The organism is Larsenimonas suaedae, from assembly GCF_023712105.1.
GTDB classification, from domain to species: Bacteria; Pseudomonadota; Gammaproteobacteria; order Pseudomonadales; family Halomonadaceae; genus Larsenimonas; species Larsenimonas suaedae.
Genome location: NZ_JAMLJI010000001.1, coordinates 619,918 through 642,842, shown reverse-complemented (window position 1 = coordinate 642,842; position 22,925 = coordinate 619,918). Strand labels below are relative to the sequence as shown.

At 59.5% G+C, this 22,925-nt stretch carries 17 protein-coding genes; 8 read left to right on the top strand and 9 right to left on the bottom strand.

Annotation, left to right across the window (positions count from 1 at the left end; genetic code table 11):
* Positions 1 to 35: 35 nt before the first annotated feature.
* Positions 36 to 1,010, bottom strand: a complete 975-nt coding sequence (locus NAT49_RS03050) for a LysR family transcriptional regulator (RefSeq protein ID WP_251590218.1) — start codon at positions 1,008 to 1,010, stop codon at positions 36 to 38.
* A gap of 203 nt (positions 1,011 to 1,213) precedes the next feature.
* Between NAT49_RS03050 and NAT49_RS03045 the strand changes: the two genes are divergently transcribed.
* Both NAT49_RS03045 and oadA read left to right on the top strand, forming a co-directional pair.
* Positions 1,214 to 2,629 (top strand): acetyl-CoA carboxylase biotin carboxylase subunit, encoded by a 1,416-nt coding sequence (locus NAT49_RS03045; RefSeq protein ID WP_251590217.1) that lies wholly within the window; start codon positions 1,214 to 1,216, stop codon positions 2,627 to 2,629.
* A gap of 46 nt (positions 2,630 to 2,675) precedes the next feature.
* Entirely contained in the window at positions 2,676 to 4,472 is a 1,797-nt protein-coding gene (gene oadA / locus NAT49_RS03040) for a sodium-extruding oxaloacetate decarboxylase subunit alpha (RefSeq protein WP_251590215.1), read from the top strand.
* Between the two features lie 169 nt (positions 4,473 to 4,641).
* Here oadA and pyk read toward each other — a convergent pair whose 3' ends face one another.
* Positions 4,642 to 6,111, bottom strand: coding sequence for a pyruvate kinase (gene pyk / locus NAT49_RS03035; RefSeq protein ID WP_251590214.1), 1,470 nt, complete (start codon positions 6,109 to 6,111; stop codon positions 4,642 to 4,644).
* A 364-nt stretch (positions 6,112 to 6,475) separates the two neighbouring features.
* Between pyk and topA the strand changes: the two genes are divergently transcribed.
* From topA to NAT49_RS03020, 3 genes are all read left to right on the top strand, one after another.
* Entirely contained in the window at positions 6,476 to 9,130 is a 2,655-nt protein-coding gene (gene topA / locus NAT49_RS03030; RefSeq protein ID WP_251590213.1) for a type I DNA topoisomerase, read from the top strand.
* Positions 9,127 to 9,591, top strand: a complete 465-nt coding sequence (locus tag NAT49_RS03025) for a DUF6586 family protein (protein WP_251590212.1) — start codon at positions 9,127 to 9,129, stop codon at positions 9,589 to 9,591. Before topA ends, NAT49_RS03025 begins: the two co-directional genes overlap by 4 nt.
* 122 nt (positions 9,592 to 9,713) lie before the next feature.
* Positions 9,714 to 9,959 carry a hypothetical protein gene (locus NAT49_RS03020; protein WP_251590211.1) on the top strand — a complete coding sequence of 82 codons (246 nt, stop codon included), beginning with the start codon at positions 9,714 to 9,716 and terminating at the stop codon, positions 9,957 to 9,959.
* Positions 9,960 to 10,043: 84 nt separating this feature from the next.
* Here the strand turns inward: NAT49_RS03020 and NAT49_RS03015 are convergent, their stop codons facing one another.
* Positions 10,044 to 11,015 (bottom strand): formate/nitrite transporter family protein, encoded by a 972-nt coding sequence (locus tag NAT49_RS03015; protein WP_251590210.1) that lies wholly within the window; start codon positions 11,013 to 11,015, stop codon positions 10,044 to 10,046.
* 206 nt (positions 11,016 to 11,221) lie between these two features.
* Here NAT49_RS03015 and NAT49_RS03010 point away from each other — a divergent pair, with 206 nt between their 5' ends.
* The 3 genes from NAT49_RS03010 (at position 11,222) to mdoH (ending at position 16,983) form a co-directional block, all read left to right on the top strand.
* Positions 11,222 to 12,415, top strand: coding sequence for a multidrug effflux MFS transporter (locus NAT49_RS03010; protein WP_251590208.1), 1,194 nt, complete (start codon positions 11,222 to 11,224; stop codon positions 12,413 to 12,415).
* 475 nt (positions 12,416 to 12,890) lie between these two features.
* Positions 12,891 to 14,483, top strand: coding sequence for a glucan biosynthesis protein G (locus tag NAT49_RS03005; protein ID WP_251590206.1), 1,593 nt, complete (start codon positions 12,891 to 12,893; stop codon positions 14,481 to 14,483).
* Positions 14,476 to 16,983 (top strand): glucans biosynthesis glucosyltransferase MdoH, encoded by a 2,508-nt coding sequence (gene mdoH / locus NAT49_RS03000; RefSeq protein ID WP_251590204.1) that lies wholly within the window; start codon positions 14,476 to 14,478, stop codon positions 16,981 to 16,983. Before NAT49_RS03005 ends, mdoH begins: the two co-directional genes overlap by 8 nt.
* Positions 16,984 to 17,080: 97 nt before the next feature.
* Here the strand turns inward: mdoH and NAT49_RS02995 are convergent, their stop codons facing one another.
* From NAT49_RS02995 to bioB, 6 genes are read right to left on the bottom strand one after another with little or no spacing between them, the layout of a single operon-like run.
* Complete coding sequence (locus NAT49_RS02995; RefSeq protein WP_251590202.1) at positions 17,081 to 18,430, bottom strand: adenosylmethionine--8-amino-7-oxononanoate transaminase; 1,350 nt, start codon at positions 18,428 to 18,430, stop codon at positions 17,081 to 17,083.
* Complete coding sequence (bioD, locus tag NAT49_RS02990) at positions 18,427 to 19,182, bottom strand: dethiobiotin synthase (protein ID WP_251590200.1); 756 nt, start codon at positions 19,180 to 19,182, stop codon at positions 18,427 to 18,429. The genes NAT49_RS02995 and bioD overlap by 4 nt, the downstream gene beginning before the upstream one ends.
* A gap of 2 nt (positions 19,183 to 19,184) precedes the next feature.
* Positions 19,185 to 19,961 carry a methyltransferase domain-containing protein gene (locus tag NAT49_RS02985; RefSeq protein WP_251590199.1) on the bottom strand — a complete coding sequence of 259 codons (777 nt, stop codon included), beginning with the start codon at positions 19,959 to 19,961 and terminating at the stop codon, positions 19,185 to 19,187.
* The gene (locus NAT49_RS02980) at positions 19,958 to 20,635 is read right to left on the bottom strand and encodes an alpha/beta fold hydrolase (RefSeq protein WP_251590198.1); all 678 of its coding nucleotides are present in this window, start codon (positions 20,633 to 20,635) and stop codon (positions 19,958 to 19,960) included. The genes NAT49_RS02985 and NAT49_RS02980 overlap by 4 nt, the downstream gene beginning before the upstream one ends.
* Entirely contained in the window at positions 20,632 to 21,813 is a 1,182-nt protein-coding gene (bioF, locus tag NAT49_RS02975; protein WP_251590197.1) for an 8-amino-7-oxononanoate synthase, read from the bottom strand. Before bioF ends, NAT49_RS02980 begins: the two co-directional genes overlap by 4 nt.
* Before the next feature lies 1 nt (position 21,814).
* Positions 21,815 to 22,855 (bottom strand): biotin synthase BioB, encoded by a 1,041-nt coding sequence (bioB, locus tag NAT49_RS02970; protein WP_251590196.1) that lies wholly within the window; start codon positions 22,853 to 22,855, stop codon positions 21,815 to 21,817.
* Positions 22,856 to 22,925: the final 70 nt, after the last annotated feature.

Below are 22,925 nucleotides of genomic sequence, written 5' to 3'. Positions count from 1 at the left end.
GAGTCTAGCCTAGAGAGCGCACGGAGCCCCTGCAATCAGGGAGTGCATAAAAAGCTCGGCCCGAGCTTGGCCACCTGCGGTGAGCGAAAGTGCGCGTTGAGCTCTGGCAGGATCTCATGCAGAAAGCGCAAAAACAGTTCGGTCACAGGCGTGGGGTAACGGTCCTTGGGATAGACCGTGCACCAGGAGCGTCTGAGCGGAAACCCCGGAAGCTCTGGCGAGGCCAGAAGGCCCGAGCTCAGTTCGAGCGCGACCGCAAGGCGCGGCAGTACAGCAACGCCCAGGTGCGCCATGACGCCTTGTTTGATGGCCTCGTTGGCACCGAGTTCGAGCGTATGCGACAGCGACACCCGTTCACGCGTTGCAAACTCCTCGAACGCGATGCGTGTGCCGGAGCCGGGCTCACGCATCAGGATGAAGTAACGGGCGAAGTCCTCGAGCGTGGGTCTGGCGCTGGTCATCAGGGGATGACCGGGCCAAACCACCGGGATCAGTTCGTTATCGAGAATCGGCATGAAGGTCAGGTTTCGGTCGTCCGGCACCATGCCCATGATGACCAGATCGTCGCGTCGCTCCGCCAGACGTTCAAGCGCCTGGCCGCGATTGACGACGCGCAGGCGCACCTGAACTTCCGGATAGCGTGCACGAAAGCGGGCCAAAAGGTGGGGAACGACGTACTGTGCGGTACTGACGGCCGCGATATTGAGCTCGCCTCGAATCTTTCCGACCAGCTCGGAAAGCTCCATCTGAAGATTGGACACTTCGCCGAAGATGGCGTTGACGGAATTGGCAAGGGCATCGGCGGGAGGAAGCACATGGAGTGTCTTGCCGGCGTATTTGAACAGGGACTGCTCGAGTGCCTGTTCGAGCTGGCGGATCTGGGCGCTCACGGCCGGCTGAGTCAGGCCAAGTTGCTCGGCCGCGCGGGAATAGGACTGCTGGCGATAGACGGCCTGGAAGACCTGAAGCTGCCTGAAAGTCAGTCTATTCAATAAGTTGACACGCGACATGACGCTTACCCGCCTACTTGGTTATAAGGAATACATTATAGGTTGGCAAAAAAATATCAACTTTTCTTTGGCATGATGGCTCGTTAGGGTGAACCCACTGTGCTGCCTGCTTTCTCAAGTTTCAAAAAGCGGTACAAACACCACCAGAACCGACACAACACGCAGCGCCCTGAAGGCCAAAAACAACGTTTGGGAGAGCCCGCATGTTCAATAAGATTCTCATCGCCAACCGCGGTGAAATCGCTGTTCGTATTGTACGCGCCTGTGCGGAAATCGGCATCCGTAGTGTGGCCATCTATACCGAGCCAGATCGTTTTTCCCTTCATGTCAAAAGCGCCGACGAAGCGCATTTCATGGGCGAAGACCCGCTGGCGGGCTATCTGGACCCAAGGCGCATCGTCGATATGGCACGCGAAACAGGGTGTGATGCGATCCACCCGGGCTACGGTTTCCTGTCGGAAAACGCCGAGTTCGCCCACATCTGCGAACAGGCCGGTATTCGATTCATCGGCCCAAGCGGCGATGTCATTTCAAAAATGGGCGACAAGACCGCCGCGCGCGCCTCGATGATCAAGGCCGGTGTGCCGGTAACGCCGGGCTCCGAGGGCAATCTGGCAAGCCGTGACGAGGCGCTGGAACTGGCCGAGAAGATCGGTTATCCGGTGATGCTCAAGGCGACCTCCGGCGGCGGTGGTCGAGGTATTCGCCGCTGTGACAGCGCCGAGGATCTCCACTACGCCTGGGAGCGCGTTATTTCCGAGGCGACCAAGGCCTTCGGCAGTGCCGACGTGTTCATGGAAAAGTGCGTGGTCGACCCGCTGCACATCGAGGTTCAGATTCTCGCCGACAGCCACGGCAACGTGATTCATCTCTACGAGCGCGATTGTTCAATTCAGCGCCGTAATCAAAAACTCATCGAAATTGCGCCAAGCCCTCAGTTGACGCCCGAACAGCGCACCTACGTCGGTGAGCAGGCGATCAAGGCCGCGCATGCGGTAGGCTATGAAAACGCAGGTACGGTCGAGTTTCTGGTGCGTGACAACGAAGTGTATTTCATGGAAATGAATACACGTGTTCAGGTTGAGCACACGATCACCGAAGAAATTACCGGGGTCGACATCGTCCGCGAGCAGATCCGTATTGCCGCCGGCGAGACGCTGGCCTATCGCCAGGAAGACATTCAATACCACGGCTTCGCGATGCAGTTTCGCATCAACGCAGAAGACCCCAAGAACGACTTCCTGCCGTCCTTTGGTCGCATCACGCGCTATTACGCACCGGGCGGGCCCGGCGTACGTACCGACACCGCCATTTATACCGGCTACGAAATCCCGCCGTACTTCGACTCGATGTGTCTCAAGCTGGTGGTGTGGGCGATGACCTGGGATGAGGTGTGCAATCGCGGCATTCGGGCGCTCAATGACATGCGCGTTCAAGGCGTCAAGACCACGGCACCGTATTATCAGGAAATCCTAAAGCATCCTCAGTTCAGAGGCTGTCATTTCAATACCAGCTTCGTGCCGAATCACGCCGAGCTTTTGAACTATTCCGTCAAGCGCCACCCTGAAGGCGTGGCACTTGCAATCGCTGCGGCCATTGCAGCCCATGCCGGGCTCTGAACCGTACCTGTGACCCGATAAAAGAAACAATGAGTTAGGAGTACCCATGAGTTCAGTTCATCTGACCGACGTCGTGTTACGTGATGGCCACCAGTCCCTGATTGCCACCCGCATGCGCACCGACGACATGCTGCCGATCTGCGACAGCCTCGACAAGATCGGCTACCACTCCCTCGAAGTCTGGGGAGGCGCGACCTTTGACGCGTGTGTTCGTTTCCTGAAAGAAGATCCCTGGGTGCGGCTCAAGAGCCTTAAGGAAGCGCTGCCGAACACGCCGCTTCAGATGCTGCTGCGCGGCCAGAACCTGCTGGGCTATCGCCATTACGCCGACGATGTCGTCACGGCGTTCGTCCACCGGGCGGCGGAGAACGGCATCGACATCTTCCGCGTGTTCGATGCCTTGAATGACCTGCGCAACCTTGAAACGGCCATGAAGGCGGTCAAGTCAGCCGGCAAGCATGCACAAGGGACGATCTGCTATACAGTGAGCCCGGTGCATACGCTGGACCTCTACGTCGAGCAGGCGCATCGGCTGGTCGATATGGGCGCCGATTCCATCGCGATCAAGGACATGGCCGGGCTTTTGACACCCTACGCCACCAAGGACCTGGTCGAGGCGCTGGTCAATGCCGTCGACGTGCCCATTCATCTGCACTCCCATGCGACCGCCGGGCTTGCGGCCCAGTGTCAGCTCAAGGCCATCGAGGCAGGCTGTCGCCACGTCGATACCTGTATCTCGGCCTTTGGCGGTGGGACAAGCCATCCGGCAACGGAGTCTTTGGTTGCCGCGCTTAAAGGAACCGAATTCGATACCGGCCTTGATCTTGAAGCGCTCAAGGACGTGGGCGATTACTTCCGCGAAGTGCGCAAGAAATACGCGGGCTTTGAAAGCGAATTCACCCGCGAGGACATCTCGGTTCAGATCAATCAGGTGCCCGGCGGCATGATGTCGAACCTGGCAAGCCAGATGAAAGAGCAGAACGCACTGTCACGCATTCGTGAGGTGTTCGATGAGATTCCCAAGGTCCGTCAAGATCTGGGGTATCCGCCGCTGGTCACACCGACGTCTCAGATCGTCGGTACACAGGCGGTGATGAACGTGCTGAGCGGTGAGCGTTACAAGACCATCACCAACGAAGTGAAGCGCTACCTGCAGGGCGGCTACGGCAAGTCACCGGCGGGTGTCGATCAGGCGCTCTTGAAGCAGGCAATCGGCAATGCCGATGTCGAAGAGGGCCGGCCGGCCGATCAACTGTCTCCGGAGATGGAGCGGCTGACGTCCACCATCGGCGATCTCGCGAAAAGCGAAGAGGACGTGCTGACCTACGCCATGTTCCCCGACATGGCCGAAACCTTCCTGCGTGAGCGTGAAGACGGTACGTTGACCCCCGAAGCCATTCCCGAGGCCGAAGGCAGCAGTCGCCCTGTCAGCGAAGGGGTGCCGACCGAGTTCGTCATTGACGTTCACGGCGAATCCTATGAAGTTCAGATTACCGGTGTCGGCGGCGCACAAGGCAGCAAGCGCCGCGTGTATCTGACACTCGATGGCATGCCCGAAGAAGTCGTGTTTGATGCCAAGGACACGTTTGTCGGCGGCACGACGGATTCCGGGCGCGCCAGGGCAAGTGCGGCAGGGCATGTGACGACGTCCATGCCGGGCAACATTGTTGACGTGCTGGTCAGTGAAGGCGATGAGGTCAAGGAAGGTCAGGCGGTGCTGATCACCGAGGCGATGAAAATGGAGACCGAAATCCAGGCCCGCGTCAGCGGTACGGTTCGGGCGATCCATGTGGCCAAGGGCGATCGCGTGACGCCGGGCGAGGTTCTGATCGAAATAGAGTGAGCTGCATTGGGTGATGCGCATGATGGGCCTGAAGGCCGGCCCATCGATGCACCAGCAGCAGATAGCAGCAAATAAAAGCGGCGCCCTGAAGGCGCCGCTTTTATTCATCTCAAACGTTCAGGTCGAACGCTCTGCTCAAGGTACGGGCGCCCTCGAGGCGCCTGAACCATCAGCCGATGTGGCTTCCAACCTGTACGATTTTCATCGAGTTTGTGCCGCCCTGCGCGTTGACGTGGTCGCCTCGCGTCAGGATGACGTAATCGCCGTCGGAGGCGATACCGCGATGCTTGAGCTCGGATACGGCGCGCTGGTTTACCTCGCCGTTCGGCATGTCATCGGTATCGAACAGAATGGAGGTTACGCCACGAAACAGCGCCATGCGGCGCAGGGTGCGCGGATGGCCCGAGAGGGCGACGATCGGCAGGCCTGAGCGAATGCGTGAGGCGAGCAGCGGGGTGTAGCCGGTCTCGGTCATGCAGGCGATGGCAGCTACGCCCTTCAAGTGGTTGGCGGCGTACATGGCAGACAGCGCCACGGTCTCATCGATACGGGTGAAGCCTTCATTCATGCGGTGTTTGGATTCCTGCGCGGCGCGTTCGCGCTCGGCGCCCAGGCACAGCCGATTCATGGCCTCGATCGTTTCGACCGGGTAGTTGCCGGCAGCGGTTTCGGCGGAGAGCATGACCGCGTCGGTGCCATCGAGGACGGCGTTGGCCACGTCAAAGACCTCGGCACGTGTCGGCAGCGGTGACTCGATCATCGATTCCATCATCTGGGTGGCCGTGATGACCGCGCGGTTAAGCTGGCGGGCGCGGGCGATCATGCGCTTTTGAACGCCGATCAGCTGTGCATCGCCGATTTCAACGCCCAGATCACCACGCGCGACCATGACCGCGTCGGACGCCAGGATGATGCCGTCAAGGGTCGCTTCGTCTTCGACCGCTTCGGCGCGCTCGACCTTGGCAACCAGCGCGATATCCCGACCTTCTTCGCCCAGCAGCTGGCGGGCAAGCTTCATGTCTTCGCCCGAGCGGGGGAAAGAGACGGCCAGGTAGTCGACTTCAAGCTCGATGGCCGTTTTCATGTCGGTCTTGTCTTTATCGGTCAACGCCGCAGCAGACAGGCCGCCACCCTGCTTGTTGATGCCCTTGTTGTTGGACAGCTTGCCGCCGACCTTGACTCGGCATTCGATACGCGGTGCATTCACCGAGACGACTTCGAGTTCGACCCGGCCATCGTCGAGCATCAGGATGTCGCCAGTCTTGACGTCGTCGGCAAGTTCCTTGTAATCGCAGCCGACTTCATTCTGGTCGCCCGCGTCGCGCTCGAGCGAGACGTCGATGACGAAATGCGCGTCTTCCTCGAGGGTGATCGGGCCATCCTTGAAACGGGCAATACGGATTTTTGGCCCCTGAAGGTCACCAAGAATTGCGACGTTGCGCTGAAAGCGGCTGGCGGCCTCGCGGACGGCTTCGACGCGACGACGGTGGTCGTCGGGGCTGCCATGGGAAAAGTTGAGACGAACGACGTCGACCCCGGCCTTGACCATGTCATCAAGCACACCGGGCTTGTCACTTGCAGGCCCCAGAGTGGACACGATCTTGGTACGACGAATAGGGTCGTGCAACGCATACGGCATGAGGTTTGTCTCCTTGGGCGGTAAATGCATGCAGAAAAAACTGCATTTGGCCACGCGCGAAGCGAGTGCTTCGCGATATCACGGTTCATTTCACCCTTGGCATTCTCTACGGATTGGCAAAGGCGATTGGTTTTGCGTTATTACTTTAACACTAGATGCATCAAACTCGCCGCTGAATATTCCAATGCAGTGACGCCTCTGTCAAAGACCGTCCTTATCTGTCAAAGACTGTCCTTATATAGACCCGCCTTGCTTCGACTGGCGCTTGCCATGGCGCTCAGGTAGTGTAGGCGCATTTTTGAACATGCAGCAGCAGGCCATGCCTTGCTTGCTCCTGAGCTGCTGACGCGGGAGATGGAAAGCTATGGGTAAGTCACTGGTGATTGTCGAGTCGCCCGCAAAGGCCAAGACAATCAACAAATACCTCGGCAACGACTATGTGGTGAAGTCGAGCGTCGGTCACATTCGTGACCTGCCGACCAGCGGCTCCGCCAAATCGGCGACCGACCCGAGCGACCGCGCCAAACAGGCGGCAGCTACCCGCAAGATGTCGCCGGATGAAAAGGCCGTCTACAAGCAGCAAAAAGCACGTCAGCAGCTGATTCGTCGCATGGGCATCGACCCCGACAACAACTGGGACGCACGCTACGAGGTGCTGCCCGGTAAGGAAAAGGTGGTCGATGAGCTGAAGCGCCTGGCCGAAACCGCTGATGCGGTCTATCTCGCGACCGACCTTGACCGCGAAGGGGAAGCGATTGCCTGGCATCTCAAGGAGGTGATCGGTGGCGATGAGTCCCGCTATCGCCGGGTGGTGTTCAACGAGATCACCAAAAACGCGATTCAAAACGCGTTCAAGACCCCAAGCGAACTCAATACGGACCGCGTCAGTGCCCAGCAGGCGCGACGTTTTCTGGATCGCGTGGTCGGCTTCATGGTGTCGCCGCTTTTGTGGGGCAAGGTGGCCCGAGGGCTGTCGGCAGGGCGAGTGCAGTCGGTCGCGGTACGTCTGATCGTTGATCGTGAGCGAGAAATTCGTGCGTTCGTACCGGAAGAGTTCTGGGACCTGCACGCGGATCTGGAAAGCAGCGGCAACCATCAGCTTCGTTTCGAGGTCGCTCGGCATCAGGGCAAGGCGTTCCGGCCCACCTCTGAGGCAGAAACCGACGCGCACTTGAAGGCGTTGCGCGGCGCAAGCTATGCGATTCGTGCCCGCGAGGACAAGCCGACCAGCAGCAAGCCGGGCGCGCCCTACATCACGTCGACGCTTCAGCAGGCGGCCAGTGGTCGGCTCGGGTTTTCGGTCAAGAAAACCATGACGCTCGCGCAGCGCTTGTATGAAGCCGGCTACATCACCTATATGCGTACCGACTCGACCAATTTGTCGAAAGACGCCGTCGAGATGGCGAGAGCGCACATTACCGAGCAGTACGGTGAGGCATACCTGCCCGAGTCACCGATCCTCTATTCCAGCAAGGAAGGGGCTCAGGAGGCGCACGAGGCGATTCGACCGAGTGATGTGAGCCGTACCGCAAGCGATCTGGCAGGGATGGAGCGTGACGCGGAGCGGCTTTACGAGCTGATCTGGCGCCAGTTCGTTGCGTGCCAGATGGTGCCGGCCAGCTACAAGTCCACCACGCTCACGATCGAGACCGACGGCTATGAGCTGCGGGCGAAAGGCCGGGTTCTGGTGTTCGATGGTTATACCCGTGTTCAGCGCCCCGGTGGCAAACAGGACGACCAGGAACTGCCGGATCTCAAGGAGGGTGAGACTCTCACGCTCAAAAAGCTCGATCCCCAGCAGCATTTTACCAAGCCGGTCGCGCGCTATACCGAGGCAAGCCTGGTCAAGGAGCTTGAAAAGCGCGGCATCGGTCGCCCGTCCACCTATGCGGCCATCATCTCGACCATTCAGGAGCGTGGCTACGTCCGCCTTGAAAACCGTCGGTTCTACGCCGAAAAGCTCGGCGAGATCGTGACCGACCGGTTGACCGAGTCGTTCAAGAACTTGCTCGACTACGGGTTTACCGCCGAAATGGAAGGCGAGCTTGACGATGTCGCCGATGGCAAGCGTGACTGGAAGGCGCTGTTGGACGCATTCTACGGTGATTTCAGCCAAAAGCTTGCGCATGCCGAAAGTGAAGAGGGCATGCGGCCCAATACGCCGGTGGAGACCGACATCGACTGTCCCAACTGCGGCCGTCACATGCAGATTCGCACGGCCTCGACCGGCGTGTTTCTGGGCTGTTCAGGCTACAGTCTGCCGCCCAAGGAGCGCTGCAAGCAGACCATCGACCTGCTGCCGGGCGAAGAGGCGGTGGCGGCCGACGCCGATGAAGACGCTGAAACCGATGCGCTGCGTGCCAAGCGTCGTTGTCCGACCTGTGGCACCGCCATGGACAGCTACTTGATCGATGAGCATCGAAGGCTTCATGTCTGTGGCAACAGCCCGGACTGCAGCGGCTATGAAATCGAACACGGCAAGTTCCGCATCAAGGGCTACGAAGGCCCGACCATTGAGTGCGACAAGTGCGGGGCTGACATGCAGTTGAAGTCGGGCCGGTTCGGCAAGTACTTCGGCTGCACCAACGAGGCGTGCAAGAACACCCGCAAGCTTTTGAAAAGCGGCGAGCCTGCGCCGCCCAAGATGGACCCCATCGACATGCCGGAGCTTGCCTGTCAAAAGGTCGATGACCACTATGTGCTTCGTGACGGCGCCAGTGGCCTGTTCCTGGCCGCCAGTCAATTTCCGAAAAATCGCGAAACGCGTCCGCCGTTGGTCAGTGAGCTGAAGGCGCACAAGGACGAGCTGCCGGAAAAGTACCATTTCCTTTTGGGGGCGCCGAGTCAGGACCCGGACGGTCGCGACGCGCAGATCCGGTTCTCGCGCAAGACCAAGTCGCAGTACGTCATGACCGATAATGAAAACGGCAAGGCATCCGGCTGGAAGGCCACCTATGACGATGGCCGCTGGCAGGTGGAGGACAAGCGCAAGAAACCGGCCAAGGGAGAGGGTGAATGAGTCAGCGCGGCGAAACCAATCAATGGCTTTATCACGCCGGGCTGCTTCTGGCACAGACGCCTCAAGGCCAGGATGACATCGAACACCGCGCGCAGCAGGTCGCATTCGAACGGGCGGCCGCGTTGATGCTCGAGCGCGGGCTTGTCTCGCTTTTGAGAGAACTCGACGATACACGCGCCTGGGACGTCGCTCACTGGCGTGAACAGCTTGCCGGCGAAGACATCGCCCAGGCCGAGCTCTCACAGATCAAGTCGCTGCTCACTGACGGTGACAGCTGGCTTTCCCGGTTCATGAGTTGCCTCGATGCGATCGATGGTCGCCCGAGCGGGCCCGTCGCGGTGTCATCAACCGCATCGATGATCGCGACATCGCGACGCACGCAGCGCGATACGCTGGATGAGGCTGCAGATGCCCTGAAGACGCTGGCCGGCGCCCTGCGCTCGACCAACGAGGAGTGGTGACGCTTCGCGCGCTTCGGTGGTAAACTGACGCTATTTGGCGACCATGGTCTTAACCATGGTCGTTTTTTATTCATGGCTGGCGGTTCCTAGCTGACCTGTTGGCCTGACAGATGAGGTGACCCGTGTCTGACACAGCCATACTTGAAATCGTCGAGCTCTCGAATGGTGAAGTGGTGCTTCGCCCATCCGACAGCGAGGATGAAGCACTGGTGAGCATCCGGTTTTCAGACGATGCCATCGACATGCTGCGCGACAGCCGGTTCGAAATCGCCCGAGAAATGATCGACCATGCGCTGACGCGCTCGAAGCTCTGGGAAAACGGTGAGCCTTCTGACGACGAAGAACTTCCGTCCTCAACCGTGCACTGACGTTTTCGGTCGAAACCGATCACGAAAAGGGCCGGCATACACCGGCCCTTTTGTATGGCAGGACACCAGTATCATTTGCTGCGATCATTTGCTGCGCTTGCCGTTGACGCGCTGTTTGTAGAGCCAGGCACCGCGCTTGCCCTGGCGCTGTACATCCATGTCGTTTCGAATCTGGGCGTGGCTTATCAGCGCAAAGATGAATGTGCCGCCCATGATGTTGCCGGCAAGTGTCGGCAATCCGAAATGGAACAGGAAATCGCCCCAAGTGGCCTTGCCGTCGAACACGAGGTAGAGCACTTCGCTCGAGCCCACAATGATGTGGGTAAACTCGCCGATCGCCACGAAATAGGTCACGATCAAAATGATCCAGACCTTGGCCTGCTCGACAGACGGCATGACCCAAACAAGGGTCGCTATCAGCCAGCCGGCCACGATGCCCTTGGCGAACATCTCGAACGCCGAGTTCTCCATGACATGCTCGCCAATAGTGACAAAGGATTTCGACACCTCGGGGGTAAACATGGGCAAATGCAGGAAGGTGAATGCGGCAAGCCCTGCACCGACAATGTTGCCAAGAAGCACCACGCCCCATAACCGCAATAGGCAGATCAGATTTCTAAGGTTCGGGTGGCTCATGGCCGGCAGAACCGCCGTGACCGTGTTTTCGGTGAAAAGCTGCTGGCGAGCCAGAATCACGATGATGAAGCCAAGGGTATAGCCCAGATTCTCGATCAGAAAACTGACGCCTGAATCCGGCGGCAGATGCGTGTGCAAAACACCCTTGGCCATCATCGATGCGCTCATGGAAATGCCGGCGGCGATGGCTGACCACATCAGTGCAAAGGTGTCTCGCTCAAGCTCCTTCTCGCCGTCGATACGAAGCCGTTCATGGACGGCAGCGGCCTGCGAGGGCAGGTTCTTGGTATCGAGCGCCTCGCTGCCTTCATTCTGGTCTTCGAGGGCCTTTTCCTGCTCGTCACGTGCCTGCGCCTCTGCGCTGGCTTGTTGTTGTTCATCACTTGCTTGATTCGAGGGTGCGTTATTGTCACTGCCCATACAGTATTGGTGTCCATGCTGAGGAAAAGGCAATCAGGGGGTTGCGGGATATGTACCGGTCAAGCCTTTAATATTAGCAGAGGTCTGAAACGCGCGACGCCAGATCACCTCGGCTTAAACATGACCACCACTCGATCAAGCAAACGGCCCTTTCTCTTTAGCGTTTTTCTTTAACTTAGAACATGGTTCAAAAAAGGATAAGTCGTATGTCATCGGCGAGCGGCGGGCGTTTCTGGCCCGTACTTTTGGTACTTCTAGTCATGCTCACGCCGCTTGGCGTGGATATCTATCTGCCCTCAATGCCATTGATGCGCAGTGATTTCGAGGGCGACAACGCTGAACTGCAGCTTACCATCACGCTTTTTTTGTTCACGGTCGGCATCGGACAACTGTTGGTCGGGCCCTTGACCGACCGTCACGGGCGAAAGCGCTGGGCGTTGGCCGGCTGCCTTTTATACGCCCTCGGCGCGGTGCTGGGGGCGTTCTCTCCGACGCTTTCGCTTATGTATACCGCGCGCTTTCTGCAGGGCATGGGGGCCTGTGTCGCAACCGTCGTTGCCTTCTCGGCGGTGAGAGATGCGTTCACACCTCAGCGCGGTGCACAGATCTACAGCTACTTGAATGGTTCGCTATGCATCATTCCAGCGCTTGCGCCGGCGCTTGGTGGCGTGCTTGCAAGCCTTGCCGGCTGGCGAAGCACCTTTTTGTTCATGGCGGTTTTTGCGCTGTTGACCTGTGTGATGTGCGCTCGCTTTCTGCCTGAGACCTTACCTGCATCGAAGCGCTCGCTCGGCGCGCTTTATCAACTCCATCGATTTCTGCCGATGCTCACCAATGCGAGATTCATGTTCTTTGCAACGCTTGCCGCGATAGGTATGGGAGCAGTACTTATTTACGTGACGGCCTCACCGGTGCTGCTGGTCGACACGCTGGGATTGAGTCAGTGGCAGTTCGGGCTGGTGTTCGGGGCCAATGCCCTGATCAATGTCGTAAGTTTCTTCGGGGCGACGCGGTTGATCGCGCGACTGGGCCGTGTGCCCACCTTTGTTGGCGGAGCATGCCTGATTGTGGTCTCGGGCCTCATGTTCTTTATCTCGTTTGCACTCTGGGGAGCATCCGTGGTTGGCTTCATGGCGCCGGTTGCGGTGTTTACAGCCGGGTTTTCTCTTGCGCTCGGCTCTGCCGTCAGTCTGGCGCTCGAGGCATTCCCTGACCGCGCCGGCAGTGCCTCAGCCCTGTTTGGATGCTTTCAAATGAGTGGCGGGGCCGGTCTTGCCGCGCTTTTTTCCCATGTGCCGGTCTCGGCGTATCTGGTGCTTGGTGGCGTGTGTGCACCGGTGATCGGTGGGCTGCTCTGGTTGGGATACATCAAACGCGTTTTTTCCTGTAAGTCCCAGTAAAAAACGGTCGAGGATGTTTAGGGCGTGCGGTCTGGGGAGGCCCACGCTTTACGAGGAGCAGGGTGGGCGAAGTCCATTAGCGAGGGCGGCAAGTGAGGCGGTGCGACTTTCGTTTTACGTCGGCCACGTGGTTTCAGTGCATTGACGTCGTGGCAGATACTGTTTCCCAGGCACTGTGCCAGAGCGAGCGCGACGTGTTACGCGGACACATCGTGTTACGAATGGCAGATTGTCTTTGCTGTAAATCTGGTAGTCTGATGTTTAAAACGGTGTTCTGCGGTCGTTAATACCCTGACCAGACAATGCTAAGCGCGTGTTATTACAGTAAAAGCAGATGTTGCGTGAGCGTTGCCGGATATTGATTCGCTCGATGCTTTATAGCTTAATGCATGTGATTTAAGTCAAGATGCGCGTTGCCCTATGCGTTCAGGCGCATCGCTAATACCGAATACAGACAGCGCATGAGGAGTCATCCGTGACGCACCATCAATCTTTTGAACGTTCAGAGTCCCCCCGAGCTTCCCATCGTCTTCCCCTTGTCGCCTTTAGCCTTGCTTCCCTCCTTTGCGCCCAGCAGGCCTTCGCCTTTGGCTTTCAGGATGTAGCAGACCAGGCCAAGTCGCTTGCCAAGCAGAACTATTCCCAGCCGGAAAGCAACCTGCCCGATGAGCTTGCCAAGCTCAAGTACAAGGATTACGCAAAAATTCAGTTCAAGGCGGACAAGTCGCTTTGGCGCGATGAGAATCTGCCGTTTGATCTGAGCTTTTTCCATCAGGGCATGCACTACGATACGCCGGTGACCATCAACGAAATCGATGGGCCGCAGGCCGATGACGTTCACGAGGTTAAATACTCCCCGGACGATTTCGACTTTGGCGATCTGAAGCTCGACAAGTCCAAACTGTCCGATCTCGGCTTTGCCGGATTCAAGGTCAACTACCCGATCAACAGCGCCACGAAACAGGAAGTGATGGTCTTTCTGGGGGCGAGCTATTTCCGCGTGATCGGCGAGAACATGCGTTACGGCCTCTCCGGGCGTGGCCTTGCCATCGATACGGCGCTGTCCTCCGGCGAAGAGTTCCCGAGGTTCAAGGAGTTCTGGATTGCCAAGCCTGAGAAGGGCGACAAGTACCTGACCATCTTTGCCCTGATGGACTCGCCGAGCATGACCGGCGCGTATCGTTTTATCCTGCGTCCGGGTGAAGACAGCGTCGTTGATGTCAAATCGCGCATCTTCCGCCGCCACGAAGTGACCAAGCTTGGCGTTGCACCGCTTACCAGCATGTTCCTGTTCGGGCCGAGTCAGCCCAATGGACAACTGAACTACCGCCCGGCGATTCACGATTCGAACGGTCTTGCCGTGAATTCCGGGGACAACGACTGGCTCTGGCGTCCGCTGCAAAACCCCAAGAAGCTTCAGGTCAACTCCTTTGATGCCAACAGTCCGCGCGGCTTTGGTCTTCTGCAGAGAAGCCATGACTTCCACGATTACGAAGACCTGCACGACCGTTACGACCTGCGCCCGAGCGCCTGGATTCAGCCGACCAACGATTGGGGCCAAGGCCAGGTCGAGCTGGTGCAGATCCCGACGCCGAATGAAACCAACGACAACATCGTTGCCTACTGGCGTCCGACCAATCTTCCAGGCGTCGATCAGCCGCTGAACTACGACTACCGCATCAGCTGGACATTGAACGAGCCGAAATACCATAGCCCGGACAATGCCTGGGTCTCCCAGACGCGTCGCAGCCAGGGCGAGGTGCTGCAGGATAATCTCATTCGCAAGAGCGACGGCACGACCGAATTCGTACTCGACTTCAAGGGTCCGAATCTCAAGTCGCTTGATGGCAGTAATACGCCAAAGGCCAACGTGAGTGCCGGAGACAACGGTGACATCAGCCGCACTGAGGTTCAAAAGAACCCCGCGACGGGTGGGTATCGTCTGACGCTTAACGTCAAGCCGAAAGACAGCGCCAAGCCGATCGAGCTGCGTGCGTACCTGACGGATGGACAGGGCGGTGCACTGTCTGAAACCTGGAGCTACATGCTGCAAGCTGCCAATGAGTGATAACGTATCCGACATCAGTTTGGCTCAGGACTATCTCGAGCGCCTGGCGCTCGAGACCAGTGAGCCCAAGGAACGCCGAAAGCTGCTCTCGGGCAGCTCTTCGGACCTGACCCTTAGTCAACTCCACCGCTATCTAGGGACCACTGGGGATGCCGCCGAGCCGGGGCAGGATCCAGCCAGTCTGAGCGTACTCAGGCGGCTGGAACTGGCCTATGGTAGTTCCCCTTTGGCGCCGCCTGCCGTGCTGGGCCATGACCCCAAGGGGCGCGTACGCATCGCAACGGCGCCCCCGGTGAGCCGTGCATCGATGGCGCCCAAGCCTTGGACGACCAGTCCGTTCAAGCGCATGTCGAAATCGATCAAGCTAAAGCGGGGGGAGATCAAACCGTGGCAGCGCAAGCAGCAGGCACCGGACGCGCCCAAGCGCTATCACTGGCAAAAGGTCGGTACGGCCAGGCGTTGGACGCTTGCGGTACTAACCGTTGCGCAAAGCGCGATGGCGGTCATGTACATGACGTCGATTCTGCCGTACAAGGGCACCACGCCGCTTGAGATCGCGATTCTTGTATTGTTCGCGTTGCTGTTTGCGTGGGTGTCGTCCGGGTTCTGGACCGCGCTCATGGGCTTTTTCCAGCTGCTCAAGGGACGTGATCGCTACAGCATCACGGCCTCGGCCACGCCCGATGCCGACATCGCAGACAGCGCACGTACCGCCCTGGTAATGCCGATCTGCAACGAGGATGTGGACCGCGTCTTTGCAGGCCTCAAGGCCACCTATGAGTCCGTGCAGAAAACCGGTCAGGGCCACCTGTTCGATTTCTACGTGTTGAGCGATACCTATGACCCCGAGCTGTGCCTGGCCGAGCAGCACGCGTGGATGCGGCTTTGCCGCGAGGTCGACGGGTTCGGGCGTATCTTCTATCGCCGTCGCCGACGTCGTGTAAAACGCAAGAGCGGCAACATCGACGACTTCTGTCGCCGGTGGGGTAGCCTCTATCGCTACATGCTGGTGCTTGACGCAGACAGTGTCATGACCGGTCACTGCCTCAAGCGCCTGGTGCAGCTGATGGAGGCCAATCCCGATGCTGGCATCATCCAGTCAGCGCCGGTGGCAGCGGGCAGTAATAACCTTTACTCGCGCCTTCAACAGTTCGCGACCAGTGTCTACGGGCCGCTCTTCACCGCGGGCCTTCACTTCTGGCAGCTGGGTGAGTCCCATTACTGGGGGCACAACGCGATCATTCGTGTTGAGCCGTTCATGTATTACTGCTCGCTTGCACCGCTCCCGGGCAAGGGCGCCCTGGCCGGTGAAATTCTCTCACACGATTTTGTGGAAGCCGCGCTGATGCGCCGTGCAGGCTGGGGCGTCTGGATTGCCTATGATCTGCCGGGAAGCTATGAAGAAATGCCGCCGAGCCTTCTGGAAGAGCTTCAGCGCGATCGCCGCTGGTGTCACGGCAATTTGATGAACTTCCGATTGTTCATGGTGCGAGGCATGCACCCTGTTCACCGCGCGGTCTTTCTGACCGGGGTCATGTCGTATCTGTCGGCACCGCTCTGGTTCTTGTTCCTGGTGCTCTCGACCGTGATGCTTGGCATTCACACCATGTCGGAGCCGGTGTACTTTCCGGAACCTGGCATGCTGCACCCTCAATGGCCGGAATGGCATCCGGGCAAGGCGGTGGCGCTTTTCTCCACCACGCTGACCCTGCTGTTTCTGCCCAAGATCCTCAGTATCATCCTTTTGTGGGTCAAGGGCGCCAAGCTCTACGGTGGCCGTGCTCGGCTCGGGCTCAGTATGGTACTCGAGTCACTCTTCTCGATGATGCTGGCCCCGGTGCGAATGCTCTTTCACACCCGATTCGTCTTGGCTGCGCTGCTCGGGATTCAGATCAAGTGGAAATCACCGTCGCGCGACAGCAGTGAAACGCCCTGGCGTGAAGCGGTTGTTCGTCACGGGCCACAAACGGTATTGGGTCTGGTCTGGACCGCGGGCGTTTGGTATCTCGACCCCCGGTTTCTCTGGTGGCTGGCCCCGATCGTTGGTGCGCTGATCCTGTCGATTCCGGTCTCGGTGATTTCAAGCAAGGTTGGACTTGGCATCAAGAGTCGGCGCAAGCGGCTGTTTTTGATCCCGGAAGAGGCCAAGCCCGCGCGCGAGCTTCGGGCGACCAAGCGTTATGTTCGCCACGCTGAAGCGCTTCGGGAAACGCCGCGTTTCATCGACGCAGTGGTGGACCCGGTTGAAAACGCCTTCGCCTGTGCAATGGGCGTGGCTCGTCATGGCGAGTCGTACGCATTGGAGCGAAGCCGAAAGCGCTATCTCGAGGAAGTGCTCGAGCATGGCCCGCACGGGGTGCCCAACGCGCTCAAGCTTCAGCTGATCGACGACCCGATTCTCTTGTCTCGGCTGCACTATACGGTCTGGCAGGAACGGGAGCGCTATCCGGAGTGGATCGATAACACCTATGTGCATCGACCCCCGCCCCGGTTCGTGTGATCACCGCGTTCTTTGACGTAAAAATAAAAACCCGGCCTTGGCCGGGTTTTTTATGAGATGCACATTCATGAGATGTGCACGGGTTCGGGACTTGTCTTCAAACGCCGGTCGCGGCTTTTAGGCCTTCTCGAGTGACGTCGGCGATCAAATCGATTTCTTCCGGTGTGACCACGTAGGGCGGCATCCAGTAGATCACGTTACCCAGCGGTCGAAGCAGGACACCGCGGCTCAGTCCGTGTTGAAACACGGCCAGGCCACGACGTTCCTCGAAGGGGTAGGGTTCAAGCGTTGCCTTGTCCTTGACCATTTCGATCGCAACGATCATGCCGTGCTGGCGGACATCACCAACGTGGGGGTGCTCCCTGAACGCCTCGCTGCGCTCACGCATATGCTCGGCAAGTTGTCGATTGTTCGCGATGACGTCGTCCTGTGCGAACAGGTCGAGGGTTGCCAGTGCCGCACTGCAGGCCAAGGGGTTGCCGGTATAGCTGTGAGAGTGCAGAAAGGCCTTGAGCGCGGCGTAATCGTCGTAGAACGCGTCGTAGACCTCATCGGTTGTCAGCACCACGGAAAGCGGTAGATAGCCTGCGGTCAGTGCCTTGGACAAACACAAGAAATCCGGGCTGACGCCTGCTTGCTCGGCGGCAAACAGTGTGCCGGTGCGGCCGAACCCCACCGCGATTTCATCAAGGATGAGGTGCACACCATGACGGGTGCAGGCCTCTCTCAAAAGCTCTAGATACACCGGATGGTACATGCGCATGCCGCCGGCGCACTGAACCAGTGGCTCGACGATTACGGCGCAGAGTTCGTCGCGTCCGCGCTCGAGCGCCGCTTCCATATGAGCGAACATCGACCGGCAGTGGGCTTCCCACTCATCGCGAGGCAGACCGAAGCAGTCCGGGGAGGGCACGGATTCGACGTCGAGCAGTAACGGCTGATAGGTGTCCCGGTACAAGCCAACGTGGCTGACCGCCAGTGCCCCGAGCGTTTCGCCGTGATAGCCGTTTTGCAGTGACAAAAACCGCGTCTTTCGATGCTGGCCGTGGTTTTGCCAGTAATGAAAACTCATCTTCATGGCCACTTCCGTGGCCGATGAGCCGTTGTCGGCGTAGAAACAGTGGCCGAGACCCTCGGGGGTAATGGCCGTCAAGCGTTCTGACAGCTCGATCACCGGTTGGTGGGTGAACCCCGATAGAATCACGTGCTCGAGGGTATCGAGCTGATCCTTGATGCGTTGATTGATGGCGGGATTGGCGTGGCCGAAAATATTGACCCACCAGGAGCTGACGGTATCCAGATAGCGATTGCCGTCGAAGTCTTCAAGCCAGACGCCCTGGCCGCGCTTGATCGGAATCATCGGCAGCCATTCGTGGTCTTTCATTTGCGTACAGGGGTGCCAGACGCTTTTAAGATCGCGGTTCATCCAGTGGGCGTTATTCGTCATCGAGCCGTGTCCTGTGCCGGAGAGAGTGAGGGTGCCGACCCGATTCCGGGGGCGGGCGAGGTCATCTTCTGTGGCGAAACGTCCGGCAGCGAGAGGTAACGAGCGACCCGTTCGGCGGCTGGGTCGCTTAAATAGGGCACGTCACCCAAGAGCGGTACGCCGAGGGTCTGAGTCAGTCGCTCGACGGTATCATCGGCGTAGGCCATGTTCGGGTCGATTCGATTGGCGACCCAGCCGGCAAGGTGAAGCCCTTCCGCGCGGATGGCCTCGGCGCTGAGGCGCGCGTGATTGATCGCACCGAGGCGAATGCCGACCACCAGAATTACCGGCAGTTCCAGCGCCTTGGCGAGGTCACTCAAGTCCTCGTGATCGTTCAATGGCACTCGAAACCCACCAGCGCCTTCCACAAGCGTTACATCAGCGCCCTGTGCCAGCACCGTGCGAACCGAGCGAATGACGTCCTTGAGCGAGAGAGGCTGGCCTGCGAGCCGAGCCGCTAAGTGCGGTGCAATGGCCGGTTCGAAGGTGTAGGGCGTGATCGTTCGCTCATCGAGTGCGGGGCGGCACTCGGCGGCAAGACGTCGAGTATCGCTGTTGGACAGCCCATGAGGTGTTTGTTCGCAGCCGGAGGCTACTGGCTTGCTGGCGGCCGTCGAATGTCCGAGGCTGTGCCAGCCCGATAGCAAACCGGCGCTTATGGTGGTTTTGCCGGCGTCGGTGTCGGTGCCGGTCACGAAGTAGGCGTGGTGCATATCTATGACCTGTCGAGTCGGTGAAGAGTGAGGTAGGCCACCCTGTAGCTGATGCTGAAGCCGGGCCCCCGGCTGGCCGCCTTGAAGGCGTGGGCGAAGCGGCGCGCCGGCAACCGTGTCGGCGCGTCGTTCAAGGGCGTATTGGCACCGATGCCACGAAGGTGTGCGAGTGCGCCGCTGAGTTCAGGGTGATCCTCGCGCTCCCAGCGGATCGCGCAGGTGGCCTCCGCGGCCGACATTGTGTCCAGAAGTGCACTCAGGGCATCGACGTCTGGAAAGGCATTCACCGGCGAAGGCCGGTCAAGCGTTTGATAGGCCCGAGTGAGTTCCGGCAGCGTGCCTTCCACCAGGGTGGCAATCAGTGCCTTTCCACCGGGTTTGAGTACGCGGATGATCTCATCGAGGGCGCGGGATATCTCGCACCATTGAAGCGCCAGACTCGAAACAACGGTATCGACCGAGGCCGCCTTCAAGGGCAGGGCCTCGGCGTCACCCTGAAGCCAGAGGGGAGACGGCGCGTCACAAGGCCACCCGTGCCGGGCGGTTGCGAGCATCTCTTTTGAAAGATCAAGGCCGATAAGCCGCGCATCCGGCGCGCGCCCAGCCAGATGTTTCAGGAGCCAGCCGGTACCACAGCCGATGTCAAGAAGCGCGCCGGACTCAGACAGTCCGGCCCGGGCAACCAGCGTCTGGGCGATGCGCTGCTGGAGCCGTGCGTGGTAATCATACTGCGCCGCCGCCTGACCGAAGCGTGCCTGTATGCGGTGTTTCTGCGTCATGTGCGCACCTGCCGTAGTACCCACTCAAGCGCCTCGGGCTGTGTAATCAGGTCGTGGTGGCTTCCCTCGATAAGGTCGGTCTCGATGCTCGCTCGCGTAAGCGCTGCGGCCGCGGTTCTGGGGACGAGTCTGTCGCCTCGCGCCATCAGCGCCGCGGTCGGTATTTTTGGGGGCGTGCTCAAGGACAAGCCCGCAAGCACATCAAGCCCGGCCAGCATGTGGTCGTAGGGCACGTTTGCCCGGTAGGTCATGATGTCGGTGGGTGTATTCGGTGCAATGCAGAGCTGTTCGAACTGGGCGATCGCGGTTTCCGGGCGGCCCTTGAACAACTGATAAAAGCGCTCGAACGTGGCGGGCACCATGGCGGTAGGCCAGCTGCTGTCCTGAATGAAACGGACGTTGCTGCCAAGCATTATGACGCGCTCGACACGCTCAGGGCAGCGCTCGGCAAGTTTTGATGCGAGCATGCCGCCGAGCGACCAGCCGACAAGGAGGCTGTTTTCGTCGATGTCTGCCATGAGACGATCGACCCACGCATCAGGTGAGGGGCCGGCGTGCCAGGGAAGCTCCAAAAGCCGCGCGGGCAGGTTCTGATCGGCCAGGTGACCGGCGAGGCCGTGCATCGCTTGCGCCGAGAAGGGCCAGCCCGGCAGCAAAAAAATCGAAGGGCTCATACGCTCGCCTCCGTGCACGTTTTGTGCATGCCGCACTGGCTGAGCGCGTCGATCAAGCGGTCCAGATCCTCATGGCGATGCGCACTTGAAAGCGTGATGCGAAGTCGCGCAGTGCCCATCGGGACCGTGGGTGGGCGGATGACGCCGACCAGAAGACCCTGTTCCCAGAGGGCGTCTCCCACTGCCAGTGCGTCGGCTTCATCACCGATCACAAGCGATTGAATCGGCGTCTCGGAGGGCAGAAGGCGCGCTTGAAGCGTTGCCGGGAGTTCGCGCTTGAAGTGAGCGATCAAATCTTTCAGGTGCGTTCGGCGCTCGCCTTCGGTGCGCGCGATGGTGATCGCTTCACAGCTTGCCCAGGCAAGCGCCGGCGAGAGCCCGGTGGTGAAGATGTAGGGCCGTGCGAACTGCGTCAGCGCCTCGATGACAGTCTCACTTCCGGCGACAAACGCCCCCTGTGTGCCGAAGGCCTTACCCAAAGTGCCGGTGACGATTGCGACGTCTGACTCCGTAAGACCGGCCTCGGCGACCGCGCCTTGCCCATAATCCCCAATCACGCCGAAGGCGTGCGCTTCATCAACCATCAGTGCCGAGTCGTGCGCGCGACAGTGTCCGGCAATCGCGCTGAGAGGAGCGCAATCGCCTTCCATGCTGAACACGCTGTCGGTCACGGTCAGTAAAGGGCGATCACGGGCGAGGCAATGCGTCAGGTGGTCGATGTCACCATGGCGATAGCGCGTCACTTTGGCGCCTGATAACCGGGCGCCGTCGAGAAGCGAGGCGTGATTGAGTCGGTCATGCAATACGGTATCGCCGCGCTCGCTGAAGGCGGCGATGGCTGCGAGGTTGGCCTGATAACCGCTTGAAAAAAGCCGTACCGCAGAGCGTCCGGTGAGTTCGCACAGGGTGTCTTCAAGCCGTCGGTGGGCGTCGGTATGGCCGCTGATCAGGTGTGATCCGCCGCTTCCCACCCCGAAACGACGCCCGCCTTCTTCCAGTGCCGTAACCAGGCGCGGATTGTCGGCAAGGCCAAGATAGTCATTGCTGCAAAAGGCCACCACGTCCTGGCCATTGATGCGGGTGCGCGTCTGGCTTGCAAGACTTCGCAGGCGGTGGTGGCGATCCCGCCTGGCCGCCTTGTGCTCGGCAAGACGGTTGGTCAGTCGTGCGGTGAGCATGTCAGGCGCTTGCATCGACGGTCAGGTCATCAAGGGCCTTGTGGCGCAGGGCATCATTGATCGCCGCCTGATGCGCCTGGTCAGTCACGCCGCAGTGATGCTCTGGGTGAAGTCCGAGCTTTTCAAACAGCGCCTTGTCCTTGTCCGCTTCCGGGTTGCCCGCCGTCAATAGACGCTCGCCGTAGAAGATCGAGTTGGCGCCGGCGAAAAAGGCCAGGGCCTGGGTGTCATCACTCATGTACTCGCGCCCGGCCGCGAGACGCACGTAGGAGCGCGGCATCAGAATACGCGCCACCGCAATGGTTCGAACGTACTCGATGGGGTCGAGGTCCTCAACGTGTTCAAGCGGGGTGCCCGGGATGCGAATCAGCATGTTGATCGGCACGCTTTCCGGATGGGTCGGCAGCGTCGCGAGCTGTTCGAGCAGGCCAACGCGGTCCTGCTCGGTCTCGCCCATGCCGAGGATGCCGCCACAGCAGACCTTCATGCCGGCGTCGCGCACGTTGGCGAGCGTATCGAGCCGCTCGCCGAAGGTGCGGGTGGTGATGATGTCGCCGTAGTATTCAGGCGAGGTATCAAGATTGTGGTTGTAGTAATCGAGCCCGGCGTCGCTGAGTGCCTGTGCCTGTTCAGGCGTTAACCGGCCGAGCGTCATGCAGGTTTCGAGCCCGAGCGCCTTGACCCCCTTGACCATCTCAAGCACGGCAGGCAGGTCACGTTCGGTGGGGGATTTCCAGGCAGCGCCCATGCAGAACCGACTGGCGCCGGCGTCGCGTGCACGTGCGGCGTCTTCAAGCACCTTGTTCACTGCCATCAGCTTTTCCTTTTCAAGACCGGTATTGTAGTGGCCGGACTGAGGGCAGTATTTGCAATCTTCAGGACAGGCGCCGGTCTTTATAGAGAGAAGCATCGAGACCTGAACGGCGTTGGGATCGAAGTGCTGGCGGTGAACGCTGTGCGCGCGGTAAAGCAGGTCGAAAAAGGGCAGTTCGAACAGCTCAGTGATTTCGGCGCGGGTCCAGTCGTGACGCTCTGCGGCCATAAGGGCTCCTCATCTTGGCTCGTTGTTCAGCGAGAGAGTAAGCGTCTGGTGTTTTATGTCAACCATGATC